A 23,869-nucleotide genomic window follows, 5' to 3' on the forward strand; every position below is an offset into this window, starting at 1 on the left:
ACTTGTGGTTCTCATGGCCGGGCTCGTCGTCATGGGGGGCCTGTGGGCCGCCCTGGCACCCAAGCCGGCAGCCGCCGAGGAGATCACGTCACGTGATGTCCAGGCCGGACGCCAGCTCTTCGAGATCGGCTGCGCCAGCTGTCACGGCACCAACGCCGAGGGCATCGCCACGACGCGCGGCAACTTCTACGGCCCCACGCTGATCGGCGTCGGCGCTGCGTCCGTCGACTTCCAGGTCGGCACCGGTCGGATGCCGCTGGCACAGACCGCGCCGCAGGCGCCCCAGAAGGACGTGGAGTACACGCCGGAGGAGATCCGCCAGCTGTCGGCGTTCATCGCTTCGCTGGCTCCCGGTCCGCCCATCCCGGGCAGCGAGTACACCGACATCGACAAGGCGTCCGTCGCCGACATCCGCGAGGGTGGCGAGATCTTCCGCACCAACTGCACGGCGTGCCACAACTCGGTCGGCGCCGGTGGCGCCATGCCGGGCGGCAAGTACGCGCCCGACATCCGCGAGGTCACGCCCAAGCACATCGCCGAGGCCATGATCACCGGCCCTCAGCAGATGCCGGTGTTCTCCGACGCGGTCATCACGCCCAAGGACAAGCGCAACGTCATCGCGTACGTCAAGGCGCTCAACAACCAGCCTGAGTACGGCGGCATCGGCGGCGGCGGCCTCGGCCCCGTGGTCGACGGCATGTTCACCTGGATCATCGGCATCGGCGGTCTGGCCGGTTTCGCGATCTGGATCGGAGCCCACGGAGCGCGGGTGAAGAAGCGATGACCGACGAGCACAACGAGATCGTCCGGCGCGAGCCGGTCGACGACCCGGGTCTGGCGGAGCACCAGTACCGTCCGCAGGACGTCGACGAGTCCCAGGCCCGCCGCACCGAGCGTCAGATCTCGGCGATGTTCCTCATCGCCGCTGGCCTGTTCGTGGCGTTCTGCGTCATCTACGTCACCGTGGACGCCGACCAGACGTTCCTCGGCTGGTCGGCCCAGAACTTCGGCTTCGGCTTCACGCTGGGCGCAGCCCTCCTGCTGATCGGCGTGGGCATCATCCAGTGGGCCAAGAAGCTCATGGGCGACCACGAGATCATCGAGATGCGCCACCCGGCCAAGTCGTCGGACGACGACCGCGAGGCGGTCATGGCCGACATCAACGCCGGCCTCGAGGAGTCCGGCATCGGCCGTCGTCCCATGATCCGCAACAGCCTGCTCACGGCGCTGGGCGCGCTGGGGCTGCCGGCGGTGTTCCTGCTGCGCGACCTCGGCCCGCTGCCCAAGGACCAGCGCTTCACCGTCTGGAAGAAGGGCATGCGCGTCGTCAACGACGTCTCGGGCATGCCGCTGAAGCCGTCGGACCTGCAGGTCGGCCAGCTGGTCAACGGCGAGCCGGCGGTGTTCTTCGAGCAGGACGAGGAGGGTCACCGCCTCTACGAGGGCACCAAGCTGCTGCAGGCCAAGTCCAAGGCCGCGGTCATCGTGGTGCGCATGCCTCCCGAGGCGGTCCGTCCCTCCCCCGGACGTGAGAACTGGGGCATCGACGGCATCTTGTGCTACTCCAAGATCTGCACGCACGTCGGCTGCCCGATCAGCCTGTGGGAGCAGCAGACGCACCACCTGCTGTGCCCGTGCCACCAGTCCACGTTCGACCTGGCCGACAACGGCAAGGTCATCTTCGGCCCGGCTCACCGCCCACTTCCTCAGCTGCCCCTCGCGCTCGATTCTGAGGGATACTTGATCGCAGTGAGCGACTTCCCCGAGATCGTCGCCCCGAGCTATCCCGAACTCGCGCGAGACCAGAAGAAGTTGAATGAGGAATCATGACAACGACACCTGAGTACGTGGCCGTCGAGAACACTCCCCTGGGCAAGAAGGCCGCCGGACCGGTCGGCTGGCTCGACGAGCGTCTTGGGCTGGCCGGCCTGGCCAAGAAGAACCTGCGCAAGGTCTTCCCCGAGCACTGGTCGTTCATGCTGGGCGAGATCGCCCTGTGGAGCTTCGTGGTCCTGCTGATCACGGGCACGTTCCTGACCTTCTGGTACCAGCCGAGCATGTCCGAGGTCGAGTACTCCGGCCCCTACGCCCCGCTCAACGGCCTGGAGATGAGCCAGGCGTTCCAGTCGACCCTGAAGATCTCGTTCGAGATCCGCGGTGGACTGCTGATCCGCCAGATCCACCACTGGGCTGCTAACCTGTTCATCGCGGCGATGATCGTGCACATGCTGCGCGTGTTCTTCACGGGCGCCTACCGCAAGCCGCGCGAGATCAACTGGCTGATCGGTCTGGGACTGCTGACCCTCGGCCTCGTCGAGGGCTTCGCGGGCTACTCGCTGCCGGACGACCTGCTGTCCGGCACGGGCCTGCGCTTCGTCGACGGCCTGCTCCGCTCCATCCCGATCGTCGGCTCGTACGTCGAGTTCTTCATCTTCGGTGGCGAGTTCCCGGGCAACGAGATCATCCCCCGCCTCTACATGGCGCACATCCTGCTGATCCCGGCCCTGCTGCTCGGTCTGATCGGCGCGCACATGCTGCTGCTGGTCTTCCACAAGCACACGCAGTGGCCTGGGCCCGGACGCACCGAGGGCAACGTCGTCGGTTACCCGATGCTCCCGGTGTACGCGGCCAAGGCCGGCGGATTCTTCTTCATCGTCTTCGGCTTCACCGCGCTCATGGCTGCGTTCATCCAGATCAACCCGATCTGGGTGTACGGGCCCTACAACCCCAGCGAGGTCACGGCCGGCTCGCAGCCTGACTGGTACATGGGCTTCGTCGAGGGCGCCGTCCGCATCATGCCGAACTGGGAGAGCACGTTCTTCAACTACACGTGGAGCTGGAACGTGGCCATTCCCGGCCTCGGGCTGATGGGCCTGATGTTCGGTGCTCTGGGTGCGTGGCCGTTCGTCGAGCGGTGGATCACCGGCGACCAGCGTGAGCACCACCTGCTGGAGCGTCCGCGCAATGCGCCCGTGCGCACCGCGTTCGGCGTGGCCGGCATGACGATGTACGGCGTGTTCTGGATCGGCGGCGGCAACGACATCATCGCCACCAAGTTCAGCCTCGACATCTACACGATCACGTGGTTCTGCCGCATCGGTGTCTTCGTGCTCCCGGTCATCGCGTTCATGGTGACCAAGCGCATCTGCATCGGTCTGCAGCGCGCTGACGCCAACTCGATCCTGCACGGCTACGAGACCGGTGTGCTGGAGCGGTCGCCGGACGGCAGCTACTCCGAGCGCCACGCTCCCCTGCCGGTGGCCGATCAGTACACGCTCACCGCGCACGAGCGCCTGCCCGTGCTGGAGGCGCCCGTCGAGGTCGACGAGAACGGCGTGCCTGCACCACACGGTCGCGCTGCGAAGGCCCGCGCCTGGGCCCGACGCTTCTACTACGACGGCACGGTCGACAAGCCGACCGTCGAGGACGTGGAGCACGCGATCGAGCACCTGTCCGAGCACGAGGGCCACCCGGTGGCCCTGGGCGACGACTTCCAGGGCGTGTCGGAGACGGGTATCCCCCGCGTCCACTGACGCAGATCAGATACAGCGTCCACTGACGCAAATCAGATACAGCGTCCACTGACGCAGACGACGAAGCCCCCGCCGAACCTCGGCGGGGGCTTCGTCGTCGGTGGCTCAGGCGGGTGCTGACGAGGCGCTGGGGGTGGCGCTCGGGCTGGAGGGCGTCGCCGACGGCTCGGGAGCGCGGTACAGGGCCGATCCCTTGATCCACGTGGACCAGGACTCGTTCCAGTCGGTCCAGCCGTTGTTGTCCTCGAGACCGCGCGGGCTGTTGATGAACTTCACGACGTCACCGCGGCGCGAGTGCTGGTACAACCAGCCCGCGTTGGCGGTGCTCATGCCGGTGCAGCCGTGGCTGACGTTGGCGTGGCCCTGCGAGCCGACTGACCACGGCGCGGCGTGCAGGAACTCACCGGAGTTGGTCAGGCGCATGGCCCACTTGACGCCCTCGATGTTGTAGTAGTCAGGAGCGTCGGCGTCGACGCCGGTGGACGCGGCGTCCATGTCGACCGACGCGAACTTCTCCATGATGACCTTGGTGCCCTTGCGGGTCCTGTGGGTGCTGTCGCCGGTGGTCACCGGGATGGTGCGCAGGGTCTTGCCGTCGACGGTGTACTTGAGGGTGTGGTTGGCGATGTCGACCACGCTGACGGCACTGCGGCCCACGGTGAACGTGATGTCCTGGTCCTGCTGGCCGTAGATGCCGTCGCCGGCCGGCAGTCCGTTCAGCTTGAGCGAGACGTCGACCGTGGTGTTGGCCGGCCAGTACTCCTTGGGTCGGTAGTGGACCAGCGTGTCGCTGAGCCAGGACCACGACCCCTCGACGTTCGCGGACGACGTGACGTGCATGTTGCGCTCGAACAGGGCGCGGTTCTTGACCGGGATGTCGAACTTGACGATCACCGGCATGCCGACGCCAACCGTCTCGCCCGCCAGCGGTGCGACCGACGGGTAGGTCTGCTCCTTGAGCGTCAGGTTCTGCGTCGTGAACGACGAGGTGTACGTGCTCTGCGCACCGTCGTCACCGGTGCCGGTGACCTTGATGTCGTACGTGGTCCCGGGCTCGAGGCGCTGTGATGCCACCCACCTGTTGCCGGTGACCCGACCGTCGATGACCTCCTTGCCGTCGGCGGACTCCACGCTCGCGGTGTCGACACGGCCGTGATCGGCGTCGACGGTGACGATGGTGTCGACCCCGACATCCTTGGCCTGGTCCTTGACGTTGGCGGCCAGCGTGATCGGATCCTTCGGAGCCTCAACAGGCGCGGGGTCGCTGGTGAGCCCGGTGGCCGTGCAGCCGGCCGTCACACCGGCCGCGAGCACCAGTGCGCCGAGGGCGCGCGGGGAACGAGACATGGCGAAGTGGAACACCCCGTCAGTCTAGGTCGGACGACCTCACGATTCGAATCGAGACACGGGCCGGTTCGTCAGTGCGCGTGGATGCCGCGGTAGTACTCGAAGATCCATCCGACGACCATGGCGGCGAGGATGCCGGCACCGATGATGAACAGCCACCAGCCGATCACGACACCGAGGACCACGATGGCCAGGGCGCCGGCGCAGAACAGCGGCCACCAGCTGTAGGGCGGGAAGAATCCGAGCTCGCCGGCACCGTCGGCGATCTCGCCGTCGCTGCGGTCCTCGGGACGGGACGGGATCTGCTTGGCCACCACCCCGAGGTAGAACCCGAGCAGGAGGCACAACAGGAACGTCATGACCAGGGCGGTCGACCCGGTCCAGTCACCGGTGAGCAGCCAGTAGATCGGAGCGATCAGGGCAAAGAAGATGCCCACGCCGACGATGGTCCAGGTTTCAGCCTTCATCGATCAGTCGTCCTTGTTCGTGGTGGTGGAGCCTCCGGTGGCCTCGCGGCGACCGTCCACGTCGGGAGCATCGGCGAGAACCCCGCCCTCGCCCGGGTTGTGCGCGAGCTCGAGCTCGGCGATCTCCGGGTGGTGCAGGTCGAACGCGGGGCTTTCGGAACGGATGCGCGGCAGCGACAGGAAGTTGTGCCGCGGCGGCGGGGACGAGGTGGCCCACTCCAACGAGCGGCCCCAGCCCCACGGGTCGTCGAGCCCGACCAACGGACTCTTGCGCGACTTCCACACGTTGTAGAAGAACGGCAGCGTCGAGGCGCCGAGCAGGAAGGCACCGATCGAGCTGATCTCGTTGAGCGTCGTGAAGCCGTCCTGCGGTCCGTAGTCGGCGTAGCGACGGGGCATGCCCTCGACACCCAGCCAGTGCTGCACCAGGAAGGTCAGGTGGAAGCCGATGAACAGCAGCCAGAAGTGGATCTTGCCCAGCTTCTCGTCGAGCATGCGGCCGGTGAGCTTGGGCCACCAGAAGTAGAAGCCGGCGAACATCGCGAACACCACGGTGCCGAAGACCACGTAGTGGAAGTGCGCCACGACGAAGTACGAGTCGGACAGCTGGAAGTCCAGGGCCGGTGAGGCCAGGATGACGCCGGTGAGGCCACCGAACAAGAAGGTCACCAAGAAACCCAGGGAGAAGATCATCGGGGTGTCGAAGGACAGACTTCCGCCCCACAGCGTGCCGATCCAGTTGAAGAACTTCACGCCGGTGGGCACCGCGATCAGGAACGTCATGAAGCTGAAGAACGCGAGGTCGACGGCGCCGGTGACGAACATGTGGTGCGCCCACACCGCGACCGAGAGCGCCGCGATCATCAAGGTGGCCGCCACCAGGCCGACGTAGCCGAAGATGGGCTTGCGGCTGAAGACCGGCAGGATCTCGGTGACGATGCCGAAGAACGGCAGCGCGATGATGTAGACCTCGGGATGTCCGAAGAACCAGAACAGGTGCTGCCACAGGATCGGGCCACCGTTGGCGGCGTCGAACACGTGCGCTCCGAGGCGGCGATCAGCCTCCAGCGCCAGCAGCGCGGCGCCGAAGATCGGGAACGCGATCAGCACCAGCATGCTGGTGACCAGCGTGTTCCACACGAAGATCGGCATGCGGAACATCGTCATGCCGGGCGCGCGCATGGTGAAGATCGTGGTGATGAAGTTGACCGCACCGAGGATGGTGCCGAGACCGGACATCCACAGACCCATGACCCACAGGTCTCCACCGATGCCCGGTGAGTTGACGGAGTCGCTGAGCGGCGCATAGGCGAACCAGCCGAAGCTGGCGGCTCCGCCGGGGGCGAGGAACCCCGAGACCACGATCAGCGCACCGAACAGGTACAGCCAGTAGCTGAACATGTTCAGACGTGGGAACGCGACGTCGGGGGCTCCGATCTGCAGCGGCATGATCGCGTTGCCGAACCCGAAGAACAGCGGCGTCGCAAAGAGCAGCAGCATGATCGTGCCGTGCATCGTGAACAGCTGGTTGTACGTCTCGTCGTCGACGAACTGGGTGCCCGGGGCGGCCAGCTCGGCGCGGATGATCAGCGCCAGGATGCCGCCGAAGATGAAGAACCCGAACGACGTGATCAGGTACAGGTTGCCGATCACCTTGTGATCGGTCGTGGTGATGACTCGGACGACCTGCTGTCCGAGGGTGCGCTCGCGCACGTCCTGGCGCTCGCGGGGCACCTCGAACGCGGCGGTGGTTTCGGCGACCATCAGCCCTTCTCCTCCTCGGCTTCAGCGAGCCCGGCGATCTGCTTGGCCTGCGAAGCGCCCTTGGGGGCTCCGACCTTGCCGCGGGTCTTGAGCTCGTTCAGGTGCTGGTCGTACTCGGCGCGGCTCACGACGTGCACCTTGAACAACATGCGCGAGTGGTACAGGCCGCACAGCTCGGCGCAGCGCCCGGTGAACTCGCCCTCACGCGTCGGGGTGAGGTCGAAGCTGTTCTCCTGCGGTCCGTTGCCGGGGACGACGTCCATCTTGAAGTAGAACTCAGGGATCCAGAACGAGTGGATGACGTCGGGCGACATCAGGTTGAAGCGGACCGACTCGTTGACCGGCAGGTACAGGTCGGCGAAGTCGGCCGGCGTGCCCTGGTCGTAGACGTCGGTTCCGTCGACGGCGGGCTCGTCGAGATAGTTGAAGGCCCACTGCCACTTGCTGCCGACGACCTCGATGGTGTGGTCGGGGTTGTCGACCTTCTCGAGGATCGAGTTCTGCGCCGTGACGGTGTGGAAGAAGAAGACGGCCACGATGACGACCGGCGCGAAGGTGTAGAGCGCCTCGATCGGCAGGTTGTAGCGCACCTGCGACGGCACCTCGTCGGCGCTGCGGCGGCGGTAGCGGATCATCGCGTAGACCATGAGCCCGAAGACCAGCAGGAAGATGACCAGGACCGCGATCCAGGCACCGAGCCACAGGTTCCAGACGTAGTCGGTGCGGTCGGTCGATCCCACCGGGAGGGCGAGGCGTTCGAGGTCGGTCTTGCCCGACGGGGAACATCCGCTGAGAACCGCCAGGGCAAGGGCGATGAGCGCCAGTTTCAACCGTCCCACGGAACGCCTTTCTCGACGTGCTGAGTCACCAGATTGCACACTGCAGCGTAACCCAGCGCCTGCTCGTCTTGCAGCCGAGGTCTGCGTGTGTGGCGTTTGTCCTGTCACGCCAGCGTGAGTGCTGCGTCGACCTCGTCGCGAGCGGTCGCACCGTAGGCGCCACCGAGGCGTTCCAGGAACGACTCGCGGACGAGCGTGTACTCCTGCGTGCCGGTGGTCTCGACCACGCTGGCCGCGATCGTGCACCCGATCTGGGCGGACCGCTCGATGCTGAGCTCGGCGGCGACACCGGCCAGGAATCCGGCGCGGAAGCTGTCGCCGACACCGGTGGGGTCGACGGCCTCGATGTCCGCGATGGCGGCGACCTCGACCGACTCGCCGTCAGCGGGGTGGACCGTGACGCCGTCCTTGCCACGGGTGATGATCTGCGTCGCCACCTTCGAGCGGACCTCGTCGGAGGACCATCCGGTCTTCTTCTCGATGAGCGCGGCCTCGTAGTCGTTGGTGAACAGGTAGGTGGCGCCCTCGACCAGGTCGCGGATGAGGTCTCCCCCGGCCCACGCGAGCTGCTGCGACGGGTCTGCGGCGAACGGGATGCCGGCCTCGCGGGCGGTGCGGGTGTGCCGTGCCATGGCGTCCGGGTCGTCCGGGCCGATCAGCAGCAGGTCGATGGGCCGCTCGGCATGCAGCGCGGCCACGTCGATCTCGCGCGCCTCGGCCATCGCACCCGGGTAGAAGGTGACGATCTGCGCGTGGGCGTCGTCGGTGGTGATGGTGCACAGCGCCGTGTGGAGCGTGGACGACACGTGCACGTGGCTGCAGTCGACCCCCGCCGCCTCCAGCCAGGCCTGGTAGCCCTGCTCGGCGAAGTCGCGCCCCACCGACGCCACGAGCAGCGGCGACAGGCCGAGGCTGCCGAGCGCGAAGGTGATGTTCGCGGCACAGCCACCGCGCCGGATGTCGAGGTCGTCGACCAGGAAGGACACCGACAGCTTCGCCAGCTGATCAGGCACCAGGGAGTCCGAGAAGCTTCCCGGAGAAGGTCTGCAGATGGTCAGCGGCCACGGAGCCGGCGATAGCAAGATGCACCTGCACACCATAGACAAACGGCCCCCTGCTCGCGCGGGGGGCCGTTCATGGTGCGAGGTCTAGTGGAAGGAGTCGCCGCAGGCGCACGAGCCGGTGGCCATCGGGTTGTCGATGGTGAAGCCCTGCTTCTCGATGGTGTCGACGAAGTCGATCGATGCACCTCCGAGGTACGGAAGGCTCATGCGGTCGACGACGACGTTCACGCCGCCGAACTCGAAGATCTGGTCGCCGTCGAGCGAGCGCTCGTCGAAGAACAGCTGGTAGCGCAGGCCCGAGCATCCGCCCGGCTGCACGGCGATGCGCAGCGAGAGGTCGTCACGGCCCTCCTGCTCGAGCAGGCTCTTGACCTTGGCGGCCGCGCCGTCACTCAGGGCGACGCCGGTGGCAGAGCTCTCGGTGGTGGTCTCTTCGGTCGAGGCGGTCATACGATCTCCCAATCCCCAGGCGGTGAAGCGTGGCGCAGTGGATGCGTGGTGAAGTCAACAGTGGTGTCAACCGAGGCGCCGGCTGATCCATTCCCATCGTACGCGGGTTCGTCAACGAAAGGTCGCGGGCGTGCCGCTCACCGTGACCACGTGCGTGCCACCCGTTCGGCAAGCGCCACCAGCGATGCGTGCGGTTGCGCCAGGGACTGCTCGAGACCGACGAGGTCTGCGGCCGCGTAGGCGCTCTCGACGCCCATGGCGCGCATCTCGCGCGACCCGACGTCGACCTGGCCGGCCAGCACGATGCACGGCCGGGCGCCACGTCCGGCGGCGGCCGCGACACCGAACACGACCTTGCCGGCCCGCGAGGAGAAGTCGTAGCGCCCCTCCCCCGTGACCACCAGGTCGTGCTGCCCGGCCCGCTCGGACAGCTGCGCCGCGTCGGCCACGAGGTCGATGCCCGAGGTGGTCCGGCCACCCAGGAGCATCAGTGCGAATCCCAGCCCACCGGCCGCCCCCGCGCCAGCGGCGTCCGCCACGCGCCGCTCGGCCGGGGTGGGCCCGCAGGCGGCGACCACGAAGGCGTCGAGCGTGCCGTCGACGGTGATGATCTGCTCGTCGGTCAGTCCCTTCTGGGGACCGAACGTCTTGGTGGCGCCGAACATGCCGAGCAGCGGAGAGTCGACGTCGGACGCGATGACCAGATCGGTGCCGGCGAGCCGTTCCCGCGCGGGTCCGAGGTCCACCGCACCGACCTCGGACAGGCCCGCCGGACCGCGATCGAGCGGCACGTCGGCCGTGGCGCCGAGCGCGCCGAGCAGACCCGCACCGCCATCGTTGGTCGCGCTCCCACCGAGGCCGACCACGATCCTGCCGACGCCTGCGTCCACCGCGGCCACCACGGCCTCCCCCACTCCCGCGGTGCTGGCCGACAGGGGGTCGCGGCGATCGGACAGGTGCAGGCCGCACGCCTGCGCGCTCTCGATGTAGGCGGTGCCGTCGTGCAGCAGCCAGGTCAGCGGCGTCGGGTCGCCGTGGGGGCCGGCGACGGCCTGCACCTGCAGCTGTCCGCCGAGGACCTCGTGCAGCACGTCGACGAACCCGGGCCCGCCGTCGGCCATCGGCGCCGTGGTCAGCTCGTCGTCGGGCGCGTGCCGGAGCCACCCGGTCACGATCGCCCGGGCGGCCTCCGGTGCCGACATCGTCCCGCCGAACGAGTCCGGCGCCACGAGAACCTTCACGCGAGGCGCCGGCTCACGACGACAGCGAGAGCTCGGCCGCGGCGATGATCACGCACGTGGCGAGCACGTCGATCGCGGTCGAGAGCTCGGCCGGCGAGGGGTACGACGGCGCGATGCGGATGTTGCGGTTGCGCGGGTCGTTGCCGTACGGGAACGCAGCCCCGGCCGGGGTCATGGCGACACCTGCCTCACGTGCCAGCTCGATGACCCGCGAGGCGGTGCCGTCCACGACGTCGAGACTGACGAAGTAGCCACCACCGGGTTCGGTCCACTCCGCGACGCCGTAGGGCGCGAGGCGGTCACGCAGGATGTTCACGACCTCGGCGAACTTGGGCGCCAGGATCTCGCGGTGCCGGTCCATCAGTGCGAGCACGCCGTCGGTGTCGCCGAGGAACCTGGCGTGCCGCAGCTGGTTGACCTTGTCCGGCCCGATGGTCCGCTTGCCGAGGTGCGAGAGGTACCACCGCACGTTCTCGGGCGACGACGCGAGGAAGCCCACGCCAGCCCCGGCGAAGGTGATCTTCGACGTCGACGCGAAGGTGATGGCCCGGTTCGGGTGCCCCGAGGCGGCGCACAGACCGAGGATGTCGGCGGTCTTGGTCTGCTCCTCGCCGAGGTGGTGCACCGCGTAGGCGTTGTCCCACAGGATCCTGAAGTCCGGCGCGGCCGTCTCGAGCGCGGCCAGCTCGGCCGCGACGGCCTCGCTGACGACGGCTCCGCTGGGGTTTCCGTAGGTGGGAACCAACCACATGCCCTTGACCGCGGGGTCCTTGACCAGCTCGCGGACGGCGTCGACGTCAGGACCGTCGGCCCGCAGGTCGACCGGGATCATCTCGATCCCGTAGGCCTCGCTCAGCGCGAAGTGCCGGTCGTAGCCGGGCACGGGGCAGATGAACCTGATCTTCTCCTCCGCGACCCACGGGCGGGGCGAGTCGACGGTGCCGTGCAGCATCGCGAACACGATGTTGTCGTGCATCATCGACAAGCTGGCGTTGTCGCCGGCCACGATCTGGTCCACCGGAGCCTGCAGGATGGGCGCGAAGATCTCACGCAGCTCGGGCAGGCCCTGGAGACCGCCGTAGTTGCGGGTGTCGGTGCCGTCGCCGGATCGGAAGTCCGGTCCCGGCAGGTCCAGGAGGGGCAGCGACAGGTCGAGCTGTTCAGGCGACGGCTTGCCGCGCGTGAGATCGAGCTTCAGCCCCTCGCCCTGCAGATCGCGATAGCGCGTCATCTGCTCGTCGAGGAGGGTCTGGATCTGGTCGCGGGACAGGTTCTCGAAGGTCACACCGTCACGGTATCGCCCCACCCGGCGCGATCAGGGCCCGGCGCGATCACAGACCCGGGGCACCCCAGATGGCGAGCCACTGGCCGAGGTCGGCCTCGACGGTCACGTCCTCGTCGACCACTCCGCGCACCTGCAGCTCCAGGGCGTTGTCGCGCTTCTGGCCGGACACCGGGACGAAGGGATAGAAGGTGCCGCGCTTGAACAGGTAGACCAGCGCCATGGGGTGTCCGTCAGGGGTGGAGAACCCGACGGTGGAGCACAGCAGACCCTGACCGAATCCGGCGTCGACCAGCGAGGTGTTGGCGGCGTGCAGGTCGGTGACCAGACCCGAGACGTCGCCGTCGTCGCGTCGCACGCTGAGCCAGCGGAAGCCGTAGGAGTCGTCGGACGTGTCCACGACCGACCCGTCGGTTCCGACGATCTGCTTGATCTGTGCCTCCGTGGTGGCGAAGGCGCCGCCCTCGGCGGAGCGGTAGCAGACCGCACCCTGACCGCTGGGCGCGAACCCTTGCGCCTGCAACGACAGGGCGGCCTGCGGGACGGCGAACAGCGCGTCGAGGTCCGCCGGAGGTGGCGTGCTGCGCCCGAGCAGCGAGTCCAACCAGCCCATGTCGACCCTGGCCTAGATCTGCTCGGACAGCTCGGCGCTGACCTTCGCGAGCTGATCGAGGCGCTGCTGCAACGGCGGGTGGGTGGAGAACAGCGCCGAGATCGACTCGCGATTGATCGCGGGGGCGAAGAAGAACGCGCTGATGGCCTGGCCCTCGCGCAGGTCCCGGTTGGGGATCCGCGCCATGTCGCCGGAGATCTTGACCAGGGCCGACGAGAAGCTTCGACGGCCGGCCGGTCAGATACGCCCCGCTGCGGTCGGCGCTGAGCTCGCGGTAGCGCGACAGCGACCGGGTGAGCACGAACGACACGAAGTAGACGACCATGCTCACCACGAACACCGCCAGGAAGGCCACCCCGCCGTTGCGGTTGTTGCGGCCGCCGCCGACGTACATGCCCCAGCGCGTGATGAAGCCGGCGAGCAGTCCGAGCGAGGACGCCACGGTCATCACCGTGACGTCGCGGTTGGCCACGTGCGACAGCTCGTGGGACAGCACGCCCTCGAGCTCGTCGGCGTCGAGACGCTGCATGATGCCTGTGGTGACGCACACCGACGAGTGCTTCGGGGAGCGGCCCGTGGCGAAGGCGTTGGGCATGTCGGTGACCGAGACCGCGACGCGCGGCTTGGGCATGTCGGCCAAGGCGCACAGCCGATCGATCATGGCGTGCAGCTCCGGCGCCTGCTCCGGGGTGACCGTCTGCGCGCCCATCGAGCGCAGGGCGAGGGTGTCGGAGAAGTACCACTGACCCCAGGACATGGCTAGCACGATGACCAGGCCGAGGAACCCGAGCCCGACACCCTGGATGAGGAAGGCGCCGAACGCGACGTACAGGAGCCCCAGTCCGAGGCTGACGCCGCCCATGCGGAGCGTCAGTCCGCGGTCACTTCTGAATCTGGTCCGGGCCATGGGGCACCTCTCCTGCCGAGGTCGAGGTCGCGTCGTCCGCGGCCTGGGCGAGCTGGGCGTCGAAGCGACGCAGCTCGGCGGCGCGCGGGTCCTCACCCGCCGAGCCGAGGACTCCTTCGGCGACCAGCTCGTCGACGGCGTCGGCGGTCGCCTCGATGCGTCGCGTCTCGCGTTCGGCCGATGCCATGGCCTGACCGACCTCGCTCGTGGTGGCGGCGATCCCCGTGGTCGCGCTGTTGATCTCGGCACGAGCCGTGGCCGCGGCCTGGCGGGCGGTGAGCGTGTCCTTGCGGAGGCGGAACTGCTCGACGCCCTGCTCGACCTTGCTGGCCGAGAGCGTGAGCTTGTCCTCCTCGGCCTTGAGCGTCGCGTGGCGGGCGACGAGGTCGGCCTCCGCCTTCTCGAGCGTCACCTTGCGCGTGAGCGCCGTGCGCGCGCCGTTGTCGTCGCCGCGAGCGACGGCCTGGCGCGCCTGGTCGTCCAGCTGCGCCGCCTGCTGGCGAACGGTGGCCAGCTGGATCTCGACCCGCTTGCGGCTGGTGGCGACGTCCGCGACACCGCGCCGCACCTGCTGCAGGAGCCGGGTCTGCTCGCGGTAGGTGTCGTCGAGCCGCGCGCTCAGCTGGTCCATGCTCTCGTCGCGGGTGAACAGCGAGCGCACCAGACGCACGATCCGCTGCCAGATGCTCATGCATCCATCGTACGGGTGGCCGAACCACCGGTCGTTCCGACCGCTTGTAGGCTGACCACGTGGCGGACGAGAAGGCAGACGATCAGGGCAAGGGGCGCGCAACCCCCAGCCGACGCGAGGCCGAGCAGGCACGCAAGAAGCAGATGAAGACGCCGATGACCCGCAAGGAGCAGGCCAAGCGCGACCGCGCTGCCCGCGACGAGCTGCGTCGCAAGCAGCAGCAGGCCCTGCGCACCGGAGACGACAAGTACCTGCCCGCCCGCGAACGCGGACCGGTCCGCCGGTTCCTGCGCGACTACGTCGACCGTCGCTGGAACATCGCCGAGTTCCTGCTGCCGATCCTCGTGGTCATCCTCGTGCTCTCGTACATCGGGCAGCCGTGGTCGCTGGGCCTGGTGACGTTCCTGTGGACCTTCACCATCGTCGGAGTCGTCCTCGACACCTTCTTGCTGCTGCGCGGCGTCAAGCGAGAGATCGCGGCGCGTGGCTTCGATGACGACGAGGTCGGCGGATCACGCTTCTACGCGGTGCTGCGCAGCACGCAGCTGCGGCGGTTCCGACTGCCCAAGCCCCAGGTCAAGCGCGGCGAGCAGCTCACCGGCACCTACCGCTGAGCTCAGGCGTCCGGGTGCAGCGACATCGGCCCGTAGACCTCGGCGTCGCCGTCGAACAGGCGCACCTGGTCGACGCCCTGATCGAGCAGCTCTCCGAACGCCTCGCCGACCCACGACTCGGCGTCGCCGCGGCTCTCGAAGGTCTCGGACCGACCGCTGACGGAACCGTCAGCCTTCTCGAACGTCCAGGTCCAGGTCATCGCAGGCCTCAGGCTTCCTTGGTGGAGGGTTGGACGAAGGGGGGCTTGGTGACCGTGAAGGCCTCGGAACGGCCACGGACGTCGACCGTCACGGTGTCGCCGTCGGCGACGCCGGGTTCGAGCAGCGCGAGCGCGATGCCCTTCCGCAGGGTCGGCGAGAAGGTCCCGGAGGTGATCTCCCCGAGCACACCGGTGTCGTCCGAGACGCTCATGCCCGGTCGTGGGATCCCGCGCCCCTGGGCCACGAGGCCGCGCAGGGTGCGCACGGTCTTCTCGGCCTTCTGGCGCTCCAGCTCGGCCTTGCCCCAGAACTGCGGCTTCGACCAGCCCACGGCCCAGCCGGCGCGGGCCATGACCGGGCTGATCTCGCTGGACAGCTCGTGGCCGTGCAACGGGTATCCCATCTCGGTGCGCAGGGTGTCGCGGGCTCCGAGCCCGCAGGCCCGCAGGCCGAAGGGTTCGCCGGCCGCCATGACCGCGTCCCACACCTCGACGGCGTCGGAGGCCTGGACCACCAGCTCGTAGCCGCGCTCACCGGTGTAGCCGGTGCGGCAGACCGTGACCTCGCGGCCGGCGATGCGGCCGTCGGCGAACGACATGTAGGTGTGGTCGACCGGCAGGTCGAGGGCCTGCAGCACCTCGTCGCTGAGGGTGCCCTGGATGGCGAGCACGGCGAAGTCGCGGTGCTGGTCCACGACCTCGATGCCCTCCGGCGCCGCGTCCTGCAGTCGGGCGACGACCGCCGCGGTGTTCGCGGCGTTGGGGATCAAGAAGACCTCGAAGTCGCTGCGCAGGTACTGGATCAGGTCGTCGACCGTGCCACCGTTCTCGTCGCAGCACAGCGTGTACTGGGCCTGGCCCGCGGCGATCCGCCCCAGGTCGTTGGTGAAGCAGGAGTTGACGAACTCGGCCGCTCCCGAGCCACGCACCAGTGCCTTGCCGAGGTGACTGACGTCGAAGATGCCGACGCCGTCGCGCACGGCGGCGTGCTCGGCCAGCACTCCCCCGCCGGCGTACTCCAGCGGCATCTCCCAGCCCCCGAACTCGGCGAGCTTCGCGCCGAGAGCGACGTGGCGGTCGTGCAGCGGCGAGTGCAGCAGATCCATGCGCCCAACGTACCGCCCGCGACGTCGCGACCGGCGGCTGATGCGACATGGTCCGAGATGACTACAGTGACGAGCATGCCCACCGTCAGCCTCAGCACCGCCAAGCCCGCGACCGCAGCAGCCGATGCGCTGGTCATCGGCATCCGCCACGACGACGACAAGGGCGATCTCGCCCCCACCCTGGACCTGCTGGGATTCACCGGTGAGAAGAGCCAGGTCGTCGTGTTCCCCTCGGCCGGCCAGGTCAAGGCCAAGGTCGTGGCGGCCATCGGCCTGCCCGCCGAGCCGACTGCCGAGGACCTGCGTCGCGCGGCCGCCAAGGCGCTGCGCGCCCTGAAGAACGTCAGCTCGGTCGCGATCGACCTCCACCCGGCCAGCATCGAGGAGGTCGGCGCCATCGCGGAGGGCGTGCACCTGGGCAGCTACGCCTTCACCGCCTTCAAGTCGACGCCGAAAGGCGCCAAGAAGAAGGCCGACCCCAAGAAGGTCGACATCTCCGAGGTCACCGTCCTGTCCGCGTTCGCGCGTCAGACCGCAGCCACCGCAGCGGTGGAGCGTGCCCTCACCGTGTCGTCGGCGGTCAACGCGGCACGCGACTGGGTGAACACGCCTCCGGGAGACCTGCGCCCGGGAGACTTCGCCGACGCCATCACCCAGCACGCGGGGACCGACGTGAAGGTGCAGGTCTGGGACGAGAAGCGCCTCGAGAAGGAGAGCTGCGGCGGCATCCTCGGAGTGGGGCGCGGCTCCGACAGCCCGCCACGCCTCGTGCGCCTCAGCTACTCACCCTCGGGCGCGACGAAGCACCTGGCCCTGGTGGGCAAGGGCATCACCTTCGACTCGGGCGGACTCTCGATCAAGCCCGGCGCCTCCATGCAGACCATGAAGCTGGACATGGCCGGCGCCGCCGCCGTCGTGGCCGCCACGGTGGCCATCGCGCAGCTCGGCCTGCCGATCAAGGTCACGGCGTTCGCCTGCCTGGCCGAGAACATGCCCAGCGGCAGCGCGACCCGGCCCGGCGACGTCCTGCACATGCGCGGCGGCACCACCGTCGAGGTGCACAACACCGACGCCGAGGGCCGGCTCGTGCTGGCCGACGGACTGACGTTGGCCACCGAGGCCAAGCCCGACCACGTCATCGACGTCGCCACGCTGACCGGCGCCTGCGTCGTCGCGCTCGGCAACCACACCACCGGAGTCCTGAGCAACGACGACGAGTTCGGCGAGGCCGTCATCGACGCCGCCAACACCACCGGTGAGTCGATGTGGCCCCTGCCGATCACCGAGGAGATGCAGGACCTCGTGCGGTCCTCCTCGATCGCGGACCTGCGTCAGCACAACCCCAAGCCCGCAGGCGGCACCCTGTTCGCCGCCGCGTTCCTCCGTGAGTTCGTGGGCGACGTGTCGTGGGCCCACCTGGACATCGCCGGCCCGTCGTTCAACGAGGGCTCCGCCCAGGGCCACACACCCGCGGGCGGCACGGGCGTCAGCGTCCGCACGCTGGTACAGGTGGCGTCGGACCTCGCCGCAGCGCAGTGACGCTCGAGCCCGACCCGATCGCTTCCAGCACGCGGAAGGCGCTCGACCACCGGCTGGCCACGGAGCAGTCCCGTCAGCGGCTGCCGTCGATCGTGGCCGGCCTGGTGCGCGACGGCGAGCTGGTCTGGAGCGGGGCGGCCGGCACGCTGGACGCGCGACCGGACGGGGAGGTGCCGTCGGCCGGCACCCAGTTCCGCCTCGGCTCGATCTCCAAGACGTTCGTGGCCGTCGAGGTGCTGCGCATGCGCGACGCGGGCCTGCTCGACCTCGGCGACCGGATCGACGCACACCTGCCCGAGGTGCCGTTCGGCCACGTCACGATCGCGCAGCTGCTGACGCACACCTCGGGCCTGCAGGCCGAGACCAACGGATCGTGGTGGGAGCGATCCGAGGGCATCTCGTGGGACGAGCTGATGGCGTCCGGCGTGGGCCTGCGCTTCACCCCCGGCACCACGCACCACTACTCCAACGTCGGCTACGGGGTGCTCGGCGAGCTCATCGGTCGGCTGCGCGGCGTCCCGTGGACGGAGGCGGTGCGCACCGGCATCCTCGAGCCGCTCGGCATGACCCGCACCACCCCTGATCCGGAGCAGCCGGCTGCCCCGGGCCTCGCGGTGCACCCGTGGGCCGACCTGGTGCACGCCGAGCCCACGCCGGACGCGGTGTCGATGTCGCCCGCCGGCCAGCTCTGGTCGACGATCACCGACATGACCGCGTGGTGCGGATTCGTCGCCGGTCGCACCCGCGGGGTCCTGGACCCGTCGTCGCTGGCCGAGATGCTGCGGCCGGTGGCCGTGGTCGACACTCCCCGGGCGCCGTGGAGCGTGGCCCACGGACTCGGCTGGCAGGTGTGGAACACCGACGGCCGACGCCACGGCGGCCACGGCGGCTCGATGCCGGGCTTCCTCGCCCACCTGCGCGTCGACCTGGAGTCCGGCGACGGCATGGTGGTCATGACCAACGCCACCAGCGGCCTCGGCACCGCCGGTGTCGACCTGCTCGACCTGCTGCGCGAGCACGAACCCGTCGCACCCAATGCATGGACCGCCGACGCGGGCCAGACCGATCGGCTCGACCTGGCCGGACCGTGGTTCTGGGGCACCGCCGCCTTCACTGCCACATCGTCGTCCGACGGTGGTCTGGTGCTCGGCGAGCCCGGGCAAGGACGCGGCGCCCGGTTCGTCCCGGCGCAGGACGGCGACCTCGTCGGCCTCGACGGCTACTACCGCGGCGAGCCGATGTCGATCGAGCGCGACGAGAGTGGCCGACCCGTGCGCCTCGTCGTGGCGTCCTTCGTCTTCACCCGCACGCCGTACGACCCCGCCGTCGACGCACCCGGCGGCCTCGACGCCCGCAGCTGGCACTGAGCAGCCGGGAGCCCGGGGGTCAGTCGGGGAGATCGAGGGCGCGGGCGGAGTCCTCGACCTTGTCCCACTTGGTGCGGTCGCCGCCGTTGCGGTCGGGGTGCGCCTTGACCCTGGCCTGCTTGTAGACCTTCATCAGCTGGTCGAACGACGGATCGGTGGGCAGCGGGTCGGCCCCGGCCATCGACTCCAGCGTCATGATCGCCGCCATCTCGCGGGGCGAGCGGCCCGGCATCGACGACGACGGCTTGGCCGCTGTGGGCCGCGTGGCCCCCGGCCCCGCCGAGGTGCCCTTGGCCTGACGCAGGTCCCACTCCCGCTTGCGCTGGGGCAGACCGACGACCGCCGCGTCGTAGACGGGGACGTTGAGCTTCTTGCGGGCGAAGTCGCGGGCGGCCTCCGCCGACGGGACACGCCGGCGGATCGACTCGCCCGAACCGGCCACCAGCAGCAGGGTCGTCTGGGTGACCGACGTCTTGGGCTCGAGGAACGCCTCGACCCCGGAACGGGTGTCGGCCCACTCCTTGAGCGCAGCGAGGTCGGCACGGCTGGAGGCACGGTCGGACACGACGGCACCGCCGTCAGTGCGTGCCCTGCGCCGGAACAATCCCATGACCCCAGTCTGCCCGATGTCAGGTCACCCCCGGCGGAGCGCACGCCCAGCCACCCGGTGGCACCCGTTGTCACACAAGTGACAAGATGGACTCATCACACGTCCTTATGGGAGGAACATCGTGGCGGACGGCGCCGGCAACACCTTCGACATCGTGATTCTCGGCGGCGGCAGCGGTGGTTATGCCTGCGCGCTCCGGGCGGTCCAGCTGGGCAAGTCCGTGGCCCTGATCGAGAAGGGCAAGCTGGGCGGCACGTGTCTGCACACCGGCTGCATCCCCACCAAGGCGCTGCTGCACTCCGCCGAGGTCGCCGACGCGACCCGCGAGAGCCACGGCTTCGGCGTCAAGGCGTCCTTCGAGGGCATCGACATGCCGGCGGTCAACTCCTACAAGGACGGCATCATCGACCGCCTCTACAAGGGCCTGCAGGGGCTGATCAAGTCCGGCGGCATCACCGTCGTCGAGGGCGAGGGCAGGCTCGTCGAGACCGGCGCCAACGGCGGCGGCACCGTCGAGGTCGACGGTGAGCGCTACACGGGCACCAACGTCGTGCTCGCCACCGGCTCGGTCTCGCGCACGCTCGGCGTCGAGATCGGCGGCCGCGTGGTCACCAGTACCGAGGCGCTCACCATGACCGAGGTGCCCGAGAAGGTCGTCATCATCGGCGGCTCGGTCATCGGCGTGGAGTTCGCCAGCGTCTGGAAGTCCTTCGGCGCCGACGTCACGATCATCGAGGGGCTGCCGTCGCTGGTGCCGCTGGAGGATCCCTCGCTGTCCAAGCAGCTGGAGCGGGCCTTCCGCAAGCGCAAGATCAACTTCAAGACCGGCGTGAAGTTCGAGTCGGTCAAGCAGACCGACGACGGCGTCACCGTCACCCTCGAGAACGGCGACACCATCGAGACCGACCTGGTCCTCGTGGCCGTGGGCCGCGGCCCCAACTCGGCCGGCATGGGCTACGAGGAGGCCGGTGTCACGGTCGATCGTGGCTGGGTGCCCACCGACGAGCGCCTGCACACCAACGTCGACGGCATCTTCGCGGTGGGCGACCTCGTGCCCGGTCTGCAGCTGGCGCACCGCGGATTCGCCCACGGCATCTTCGTGGCCGAGGAGATCGCTGGGTTGAAGCCGCAGCCCGTCATCGACTCGGGCATCCCCCGCGTCACCTACTGCGACCCCGAGATCGCCTCGGTGGGCATCACCGAGCCGCAGGCCAAGGAGAAGTTCGGCGACGACGGGATCGAGACCGTCGAGTACAACCTCGGTGGCAACGGCAAGAGCCAGATCCTCGGCACGGCCGGCAGCATCAAGCTGGTCCGCCAGAAGGACGGCCCGATCGTCGGCGTCCACATGATCGGCGCCCGCTACGGCGAGCAGGTCGGCGAGGCGTCCCTGATCGTGAACTGGGAGGCGTACCCCGACGACGTCGCGCAGTTCCTGCACGCGCACCCCACCCAGAACGAAGCCCTCGGCGAGGCGGCACTTGCTCTCGCCGGCAAGCCCTTGCACTCGCACGCCTGACACTCGCCGACCAGAGGATCTCACCACATGTCTACTGAAGTCACCCTTCCCGAACTCGGCGAGAGCGTCACCGAGGGCACCGTCACCCAGTGGCTCAAGGCCGTCGGCGACACCGTCGACGTCGACGAGCCGCTGCTGGAGATCTCCACCGACAAGGTCGACACCGAGATCCCCTCGCCGGTCGCCGGCACCCTGCTGGAGATCAAGGCCGAGGAGGACGAGACCGTCGAGGTCGGCGCCGTTCTCGCCGTCATCGGCGACGCCGACGAGTCCACCGGCGACTCGGCGCCTGAGTCCGAGGCGGCCGCCGAGCCCGAGGAGACGCCCGAGTCTCCCGAGACCGAGTCCACCAACGAACCCGAGCCCGCCGAGTCCGCTCAGGAGCAGGCCGACGCCGCCGAGTCCGCTCCTGCACCCGAGGCCGACACCGAGCCGGTCGACGAAGGGTCCTCCGGCGAGGGCACGGCCGTGAAGCTGCCCGAGCTGGGCGAGAGCGTCACCGAGGGCACCGTCACCCAGTGGCTGAAGGCCGAGGGCGACGAGGTGGCCGTCGACGAGCCGCTGCTGGAGATCTCCACGGACAAGGTCGACACCGAGATCCCGTCGCCGGTCGCCGGAACGCTGACCAAGATCCTGGTCGCCGAGGACGAGACGGTCGAGGTCGGCGCCGACCTGGCCATCATCGGCGGTGCGGCGTCCTCCGGTGCGTCCGAGCCCGAGAAGGCCCCCGAGCCGGAGCCCGAGCCGGAGCCGGAGCCCGAGCCCGAGCCCGAGCCGGAGCCCGAGCCGGAGCCGGAGAAGCCGGCAGCACCGGCGCCCGCGCCCGCCCCGGAGCCCGCGCCTGCCCCGGCAGCCCCGGCACAGTCCTCCTCGACCGGAGGAGACACGTACGTCACGCCGATCGTGCGCAAGCTGGCCAAGCAGCACGGCGTGGACCTGGCTGCCGTCACCGGCACCGGCGTCGGTGGACGCATCCGCAAGCAGGACGTCCTCGACGCCGCGGCCGCAGCCCCGGCTCCGGCCGCCGAGCCGGCACAGAGCGCGTCGGCCCCCGCCGCAGCCGCTCCGGCTCCGGCCGCCGAGCCGTCGCCGCTGCGCGGCAAGACCGAGAAGATCTCGCGCCTGCGCAAGACCATCGCCACCCGCATGAACCAGTCGCTGCAGGTGTCGGCCCAGCTGACCCAGGTGCACGAGATCGACGTCACCGAGGTGGCTCGGCTCCGCACCAAGCACAAGGACAAGTTCTTCGAGCGCGAGGGCGTCAAGCTCACGTACCTGCCGTTCTTCGCCAAGGCAGCCATCGAGGCGCTCAAGCTCTACCCGCAGGTCAACGCCGCCCTCGACGTCGAGGAAGGCACCGTCACCTACCCCGACGGCGAGCACCTCGGCATCGCGGTCGACACCGAGCGCGGGCTGATCGTGCCGACCATCCGCGACGCCGGCGATCTGTCGATCGCTGGTCTGGCCCGCAAGATCGCCGACGCCGCCGAGCGCACGCGCACCAACAAGATCTCGCCCGACGAGCTTCTCCGGTGCCACGTTCACCATCACCAACCTCGGCAGCAACGGCGCCCTGTTCGACACGCCGATCATCAACCAGCCGCAGGTCGCGATCCTGGGCACCGGCGCGGTCGTCAAGCGTCCGGTGGTCATCACCGACCCCCACGTCGGCGAGAGCATCGCGGTCCGCTCGATGGTCTACTTCGCCCTCACCTACGACCACCGCCTGGTCGACGGTGCCGACGCCGGCCGCTTCCTGACCGCCGTCAAGGAGCGCCTGCAGGGCGCCGCCTTCGAGGCCGAGCTGGGGTCCTGACCCGTGCACGTCGTGGTCGGCGGGGCGTCGGGTTTTCTCGGCACTCCACTGGTCGCACGCCTGCGTGAGCAGGGACACCGGGTCACCCGGCTGGTCCGGGGAGCGCCCCAGGGCGACGACGCCTCGGCCTGGGATCCCCACGCCGGTACCGTCGACCAGGACCTGATCGACGACGCCGACGCCGTGGTCAACCTGTCGGGGTCCCCGATCTCGCAGTGGCCACGCACGGCCAAGCGCAAGCGCGAGATCCTCGCCTCGCGGGTCACGGCCACGCACACGCTGGCGGCTGCCATCGCGGCTTCGAGCTTCCCCACGGTATTCCTGTCCGGGTCCGGGATGTCCTGGTACGGCGTCGACCGCGGCGACGAGGTGCTCACCGAGGCCAGCGGGCCGGGCAGCGGCTTCCTGGCCGACGTCTCCCAGCAGTGGGAGGACGCTGCGGCCCCGGCCGTCGCGGCTGGTGCACGCACCTGCTACCTGCGCACCTCGTTGGTGCTGGACAGCGACGGCGGCATGCTCGGCCTGATGCTGCCGGCCTGGAAGCTCGGCGGCGGCGCCACCCTGGGTTCGGGGCGCCAGCACATGTCGCTGATCAGTCGCGACGACTGGGTGCGGGCCGTCGTGCACCTGCTCGGGTCCGACGTGTCCGGCCCGGTCAATCTCGCGATGCCGGACGCGGTCACCAACGCCGAGTTCACCGACGCGCTCGGCGACGCGGTGCACCGGCCGACGTTCCTGAAGGCGCCCGCGTTCGCGGTCAAGGCAGGGCTGGGCGGACTGGCCGACGACCTGCTGGGTTCGTTGCGCGTCTCGCCGCAGACGCTTCTCGACGACGGCTTCACCTTCGACTCGCCCGACCTCACCTCGGCGCTGGCGACCGCGATCCACTGACCGCATCCG

22 protein-coding genes and 2 pseudogenes are annotated in these 23,869 nt (G+C 69.2%); 9 read left to right on the forward strand and 15 right to left on the reverse strand.

Going from position 1 to position 23,869, the window contains the following annotated elements; all coding sequences use genetic code 11:
• Positions 1 to 13 precede the first annotated feature (13 nt).
• The 3 genes from qcrC to qcrB are packed head-to-tail and all read left to right on the forward strand — an operon-like array spanning position 14 to position 3,533.
• Positions 14 to 784 carry a cytochrome bc1 complex diheme cytochrome c subunit gene (gene qcrC / locus AC0L5F_RS03740; protein ID WP_473315276.1) on the forward strand — a complete coding sequence of 257 codons (771 nt, stop codon included), beginning with the start codon at positions 14 to 16 and terminating at the stop codon, positions 782 to 784.
• Positions 781 to 1,830 (forward strand): cytochrome bc1 complex Rieske iron-sulfur subunit, encoded by a 1,050-nt coding sequence (qcrA, locus tag AC0L5F_RS03745; RefSeq protein ID WP_473315277.1) that lies wholly within the window; start codon positions 781 to 783, stop codon positions 1,828 to 1,830. Before qcrC ends, qcrA begins: the two co-directional genes overlap by 4 nt.
• Positions 1,827 to 3,533, forward strand: coding sequence for a cytochrome bc1 complex cytochrome b subunit (qcrB, locus tag AC0L5F_RS03750; protein ID WP_473315278.1), 1,707 nt, complete (start codon positions 1,827 to 1,829; stop codon positions 3,531 to 3,533). Before qcrA ends, qcrB begins: the two co-directional genes overlap by 4 nt.
• A gap of 105 nt (positions 3,534 to 3,638) precedes the next feature.
• On the opposite strand, the gene AC0L5F_RS03755 is transcribed toward qcrB, so the two are convergent.
• The 12 genes and pseudogenes from AC0L5F_RS03755 to AC0L5F_RS03810 form a co-directional block, all read right to left on the reverse strand.
• Entirely contained in the window at positions 3,639 to 4,895 is a 1,257-nt protein-coding gene (locus tag AC0L5F_RS03755) for a L,D-transpeptidase (protein ID WP_473315279.1), read from the reverse strand.
• 56 nt (positions 4,896 to 4,951) lie between these two features.
• A complete protein-coding gene (locus AC0L5F_RS03760; RefSeq protein ID WP_473315280.1) occupies positions 4,952 to 5,347 on the reverse strand; it encodes a cytochrome c oxidase subunit 4 in 396 nt (131 codons plus the stop codon).
• A 3-nt stretch (positions 5,348 to 5,350) separates the two neighbouring features.
• Complete coding sequence (gene ctaD, locus AC0L5F_RS03765; protein WP_473315281.1) at positions 5,351 to 7,111, reverse strand: aa3-type cytochrome oxidase subunit I; 1,761 nt, start codon at positions 7,109 to 7,111, stop codon at positions 5,351 to 5,353.
• Positions 7,111 to 7,950 carry an aa3-type cytochrome oxidase subunit II gene (ctaC, locus tag AC0L5F_RS03770; protein WP_473315282.1) on the reverse strand — a complete coding sequence of 280 codons (840 nt, stop codon included), beginning with the start codon at positions 7,948 to 7,950 and terminating at the stop codon, positions 7,111 to 7,113. The genes ctaD and ctaC overlap by 1 nt, the downstream gene beginning before the upstream one ends.
• A 104-nt stretch (positions 7,951 to 8,054) precedes the next feature.
• Positions 8,055 to 8,963 carry a carbohydrate kinase family protein gene (locus AC0L5F_RS03775; RefSeq protein ID WP_473315284.1) on the reverse strand — a complete coding sequence of 303 codons (909 nt, stop codon included), beginning with the start codon at positions 8,961 to 8,963 and terminating at the stop codon, positions 8,055 to 8,057.
• Positions 8,964 to 9,098: 135 nt separating this feature from the next.
• Positions 9,099 to 9,464: a HesB/IscA family protein gene (locus AC0L5F_RS03780; protein WP_473315285.1), complete on the reverse strand. Its 366-nt coding sequence runs from the start codon at positions 9,462 to 9,464 to the stop codon at positions 9,099 to 9,101.
• A gap of 137 nt (positions 9,465 to 9,601) precedes the next feature.
• Entirely contained in the window at positions 9,602 to 10,705 is a 1,104-nt protein-coding gene (locus AC0L5F_RS03785) for a glycerate kinase family protein (protein ID WP_473315286.1), read from the reverse strand.
• Between the two features lie 13 nt (positions 10,706 to 10,718).
• The gene (locus tag AC0L5F_RS03790) at positions 10,719 to 11,936 is read right to left on the reverse strand and encodes an aspartate aminotransferase type Ic (RefSeq protein ID WP_473316138.1); all 1,218 of its coding nucleotides are present in this window, start codon (positions 11,934 to 11,936) and stop codon (positions 10,719 to 10,721) included.
• A gap of 100 nt (positions 11,937 to 12,036) precedes the next feature.
• On the reverse strand, positions 12,037 to 12,600 hold the full coding sequence (gene pspAB / locus AC0L5F_RS03795; RefSeq protein ID WP_473315287.1) for a PspA-associated protein PspAB: 564 nt from the start codon (positions 12,598 to 12,600) through the stop codon (positions 12,037 to 12,039).
• A 12-nt stretch (positions 12,601 to 12,612) separates the two neighbouring features.
• Positions 12,613 to 12,786 (reverse strand): hypothetical protein, encoded by a 174-nt coding sequence (locus AC0L5F_RS03800; RefSeq protein ID WP_473315288.1) that lies wholly within the window; start codon positions 12,784 to 12,786, stop codon positions 12,613 to 12,615.
• Positions 12,787 to 12,886: 100 nt separating this feature from the next.
• Positions 12,887 to 13,507, reverse strand: a pseudogene (locus AC0L5F_RS03805) (M48 family metalloprotease); the annotation flags it as partial.
• Complete coding sequence (locus tag AC0L5F_RS03810) at positions 13,482 to 14,198, reverse strand: PspA/IM30 family protein (RefSeq protein WP_473315289.1); 717 nt, start codon at positions 14,196 to 14,198, stop codon at positions 13,482 to 13,484. The pseudogene AC0L5F_RS03805 and the gene AC0L5F_RS03810, both read right to left, overlap by 26 nt.
• 59 nt (positions 14,199 to 14,257) lie before the next feature.
• Between AC0L5F_RS03810 and AC0L5F_RS03815 the strand changes: the two genes are divergently transcribed.
• Positions 14,258 to 14,812, forward strand: coding sequence for a DUF3043 domain-containing protein (locus AC0L5F_RS03815; RefSeq protein ID WP_473315290.1), 555 nt, complete (start codon positions 14,258 to 14,260; stop codon positions 14,810 to 14,812).
• 2 nt (positions 14,813 to 14,814) lie between these two features.
• Here the strand turns inward: AC0L5F_RS03815 and AC0L5F_RS03820 are convergent, their stop codons facing one another.
• Positions 14,815 to 15,012, reverse strand: a complete 198-nt coding sequence (locus AC0L5F_RS03820) for a hypothetical protein (RefSeq protein WP_473315291.1) — start codon at positions 15,010 to 15,012, stop codon at positions 14,815 to 14,817.
• 8 nt (positions 15,013 to 15,020) lie between these two features.
• The gene (gcvT, locus tag AC0L5F_RS03825; RefSeq protein ID WP_473315292.1) at positions 15,021 to 16,118 is read right to left on the reverse strand and encodes a glycine cleavage system aminomethyltransferase GcvT; all 1,098 of its coding nucleotides are present in this window, start codon (positions 16,116 to 16,118) and stop codon (positions 15,021 to 15,023) included.
• Positions 16,119 to 16,193: 75 nt separating this feature from the next.
• Here gcvT and AC0L5F_RS03830 point away from each other — a divergent pair, with 75 nt between their 5' ends.
• Together AC0L5F_RS03830 and AC0L5F_RS03835 are read left to right on the forward strand one after the other, a co-directional pair.
• The gene (locus tag AC0L5F_RS03830; RefSeq protein WP_473315293.1) at positions 16,194 to 17,657 is read left to right on the forward strand and encodes a leucyl aminopeptidase; all 1,464 of its coding nucleotides are present in this window, start codon (positions 16,194 to 16,196) and stop codon (positions 17,655 to 17,657) included.
• The gene (locus AC0L5F_RS03835; protein WP_473315295.1) at positions 17,654 to 19,024 is read left to right on the forward strand and encodes a serine hydrolase domain-containing protein; all 1,371 of its coding nucleotides are present in this window, start codon (positions 17,654 to 17,656) and stop codon (positions 19,022 to 19,024) included. Before AC0L5F_RS03830 ends, AC0L5F_RS03835 begins: the two co-directional genes overlap by 4 nt.
• A 19-nt stretch (positions 19,025 to 19,043) precedes the next feature.
• On the opposite strand, the gene AC0L5F_RS03840 is transcribed toward AC0L5F_RS03835, so the two are convergent.
• Complete coding sequence (locus AC0L5F_RS03840; protein WP_473315296.1) at positions 19,044 to 19,634, reverse strand: hypothetical protein; 591 nt, start codon at positions 19,632 to 19,634, stop codon at positions 19,044 to 19,046.
• A gap of 121 nt (positions 19,635 to 19,755) precedes the next feature.
• Between AC0L5F_RS03840 and lpdA the strand changes: the two genes are divergently transcribed.
• From lpdA to AC0L5F_RS03855, 3 genes and pseudogenes are all read left to right on the forward strand, one after another.
• Complete coding sequence (gene lpdA, locus AC0L5F_RS03845) at positions 19,756 to 21,153, forward strand: dihydrolipoyl dehydrogenase (protein WP_473315298.1); 1,398 nt, start codon at positions 19,756 to 19,758, stop codon at positions 21,151 to 21,153.
• Between the two features lie 27 nt (positions 21,154 to 21,180).
• Positions 21,181 to 22,969: pseudogene (gene sucB, locus AC0L5F_RS03850) on the forward strand (2-oxoglutarate dehydrogenase, E2 component, dihydrolipoamide succinyltransferase).
• 3 nt (positions 22,970 to 22,972) lie between these two features.
• A complete protein-coding gene (locus AC0L5F_RS03855; protein WP_473315299.1) occupies positions 22,973 to 23,860 on the forward strand; it encodes a TIGR01777 family oxidoreductase in 888 nt (295 codons plus the stop codon).
• Positions 23,861 to 23,869 lie beyond the last annotated feature (9 nt).

Source organism: Aeromicrobium sp. 10G20-16, from assembly GCF_055809665.1.

What these genes read in the sequence shown, in the direction of transcription:
- AC0L5F_RS03800 (WP_473315288.1), bottom strand. Translation starts at nt 12,786, where the DNA reads ATGGCGCGGATCCCCAACCGGGACCTGCGCGAGGGCCAGGCCATCAGC.
- AC0L5F_RS03820 (WP_473315291.1), bottom strand. Translation starts at nt 15,012, where the DNA reads ATGACCTGGACCTGGACGTTCGAGAAGGCTGACGGTTCCGTCAGCGGT.
- ctaD (WP_473315281.1), bottom strand. Translation starts at nt 7,111, where the DNA reads ATGGTCGCCGAAACCACCGCCGCGTTCGAGGTGCCCCGCGAGCGCCAG.
- AC0L5F_RS03840 (WP_473315296.1), bottom strand. Translation starts at nt 19,634, where the DNA reads ATGGGATTGTTCCGGCGCAGGGCACGCACTGACGGCGGTGCCGTCGTG.
- pspAB (WP_473315287.1), bottom strand. Translation starts at nt 12,600, where the DNA reads ATGGGCTGGTTGGACTCGCTGCTCGGGCGCAGCACGCCACCTCCGGCG.
- AC0L5F_RS03810 (WP_473315289.1), bottom strand. Translation starts at nt 14,198, where the DNA reads ATGAGCATCTGGCAGCGGATCGTGCGTCTGGTGCGCTCGCTGTTCACC.
- gcvT (WP_473315292.1), bottom strand. Translation starts at nt 16,118, where the DNA reads ATGGATCTGCTGCACTCGCCGCTGCACGACCGCCACGTCGCTCTCGGC.
- AC0L5F_RS03780 (WP_473315285.1), bottom strand. Translation starts at nt 9,464, where the DNA reads ATGACCGCCTCGACCGAAGAGACCACCACCGAGAGCTCTGCCACCGGC.
- qcrC (WP_473315276.1), top strand. Translation starts at nt 14, where the DNA reads ATGGCCGGGCTCGTCGTCATGGGGGGCCTGTGGGCCGCCCTGGCACCC.
- AC0L5F_RS03830 (WP_473315293.1), top strand. Translation starts at nt 16,194, where the DNA reads ATGCCCACCGTCAGCCTCAGCACCGCCAAGCCCGCGACCGCAGCAGCC.
- AC0L5F_RS03790 (WP_473316138.1), bottom strand. Translation starts at nt 11,936, where the DNA reads ATGACGCGCTATCGCGATCTGCAGGGCGAGGGGCTGAAGCTCGATCTC.
- AC0L5F_RS03760 (WP_473315280.1), bottom strand. Translation starts at nt 5,347, where the DNA reads ATGAAGGCTGAAACCTGGACCATCGTCGGCGTGGGCATCTTCTTTGCC.
- qcrA (WP_473315277.1), top strand. Translation starts at nt 781, where the DNA reads ATGACCGACGAGCACAACGAGATCGTCCGGCGCGAGCCGGTCGACGAC.
- qcrB (WP_473315278.1), top strand. Translation starts at nt 1,827, where the DNA reads ATGACAACGACACCTGAGTACGTGGCCGTCGAGAACACTCCCCTGGGC.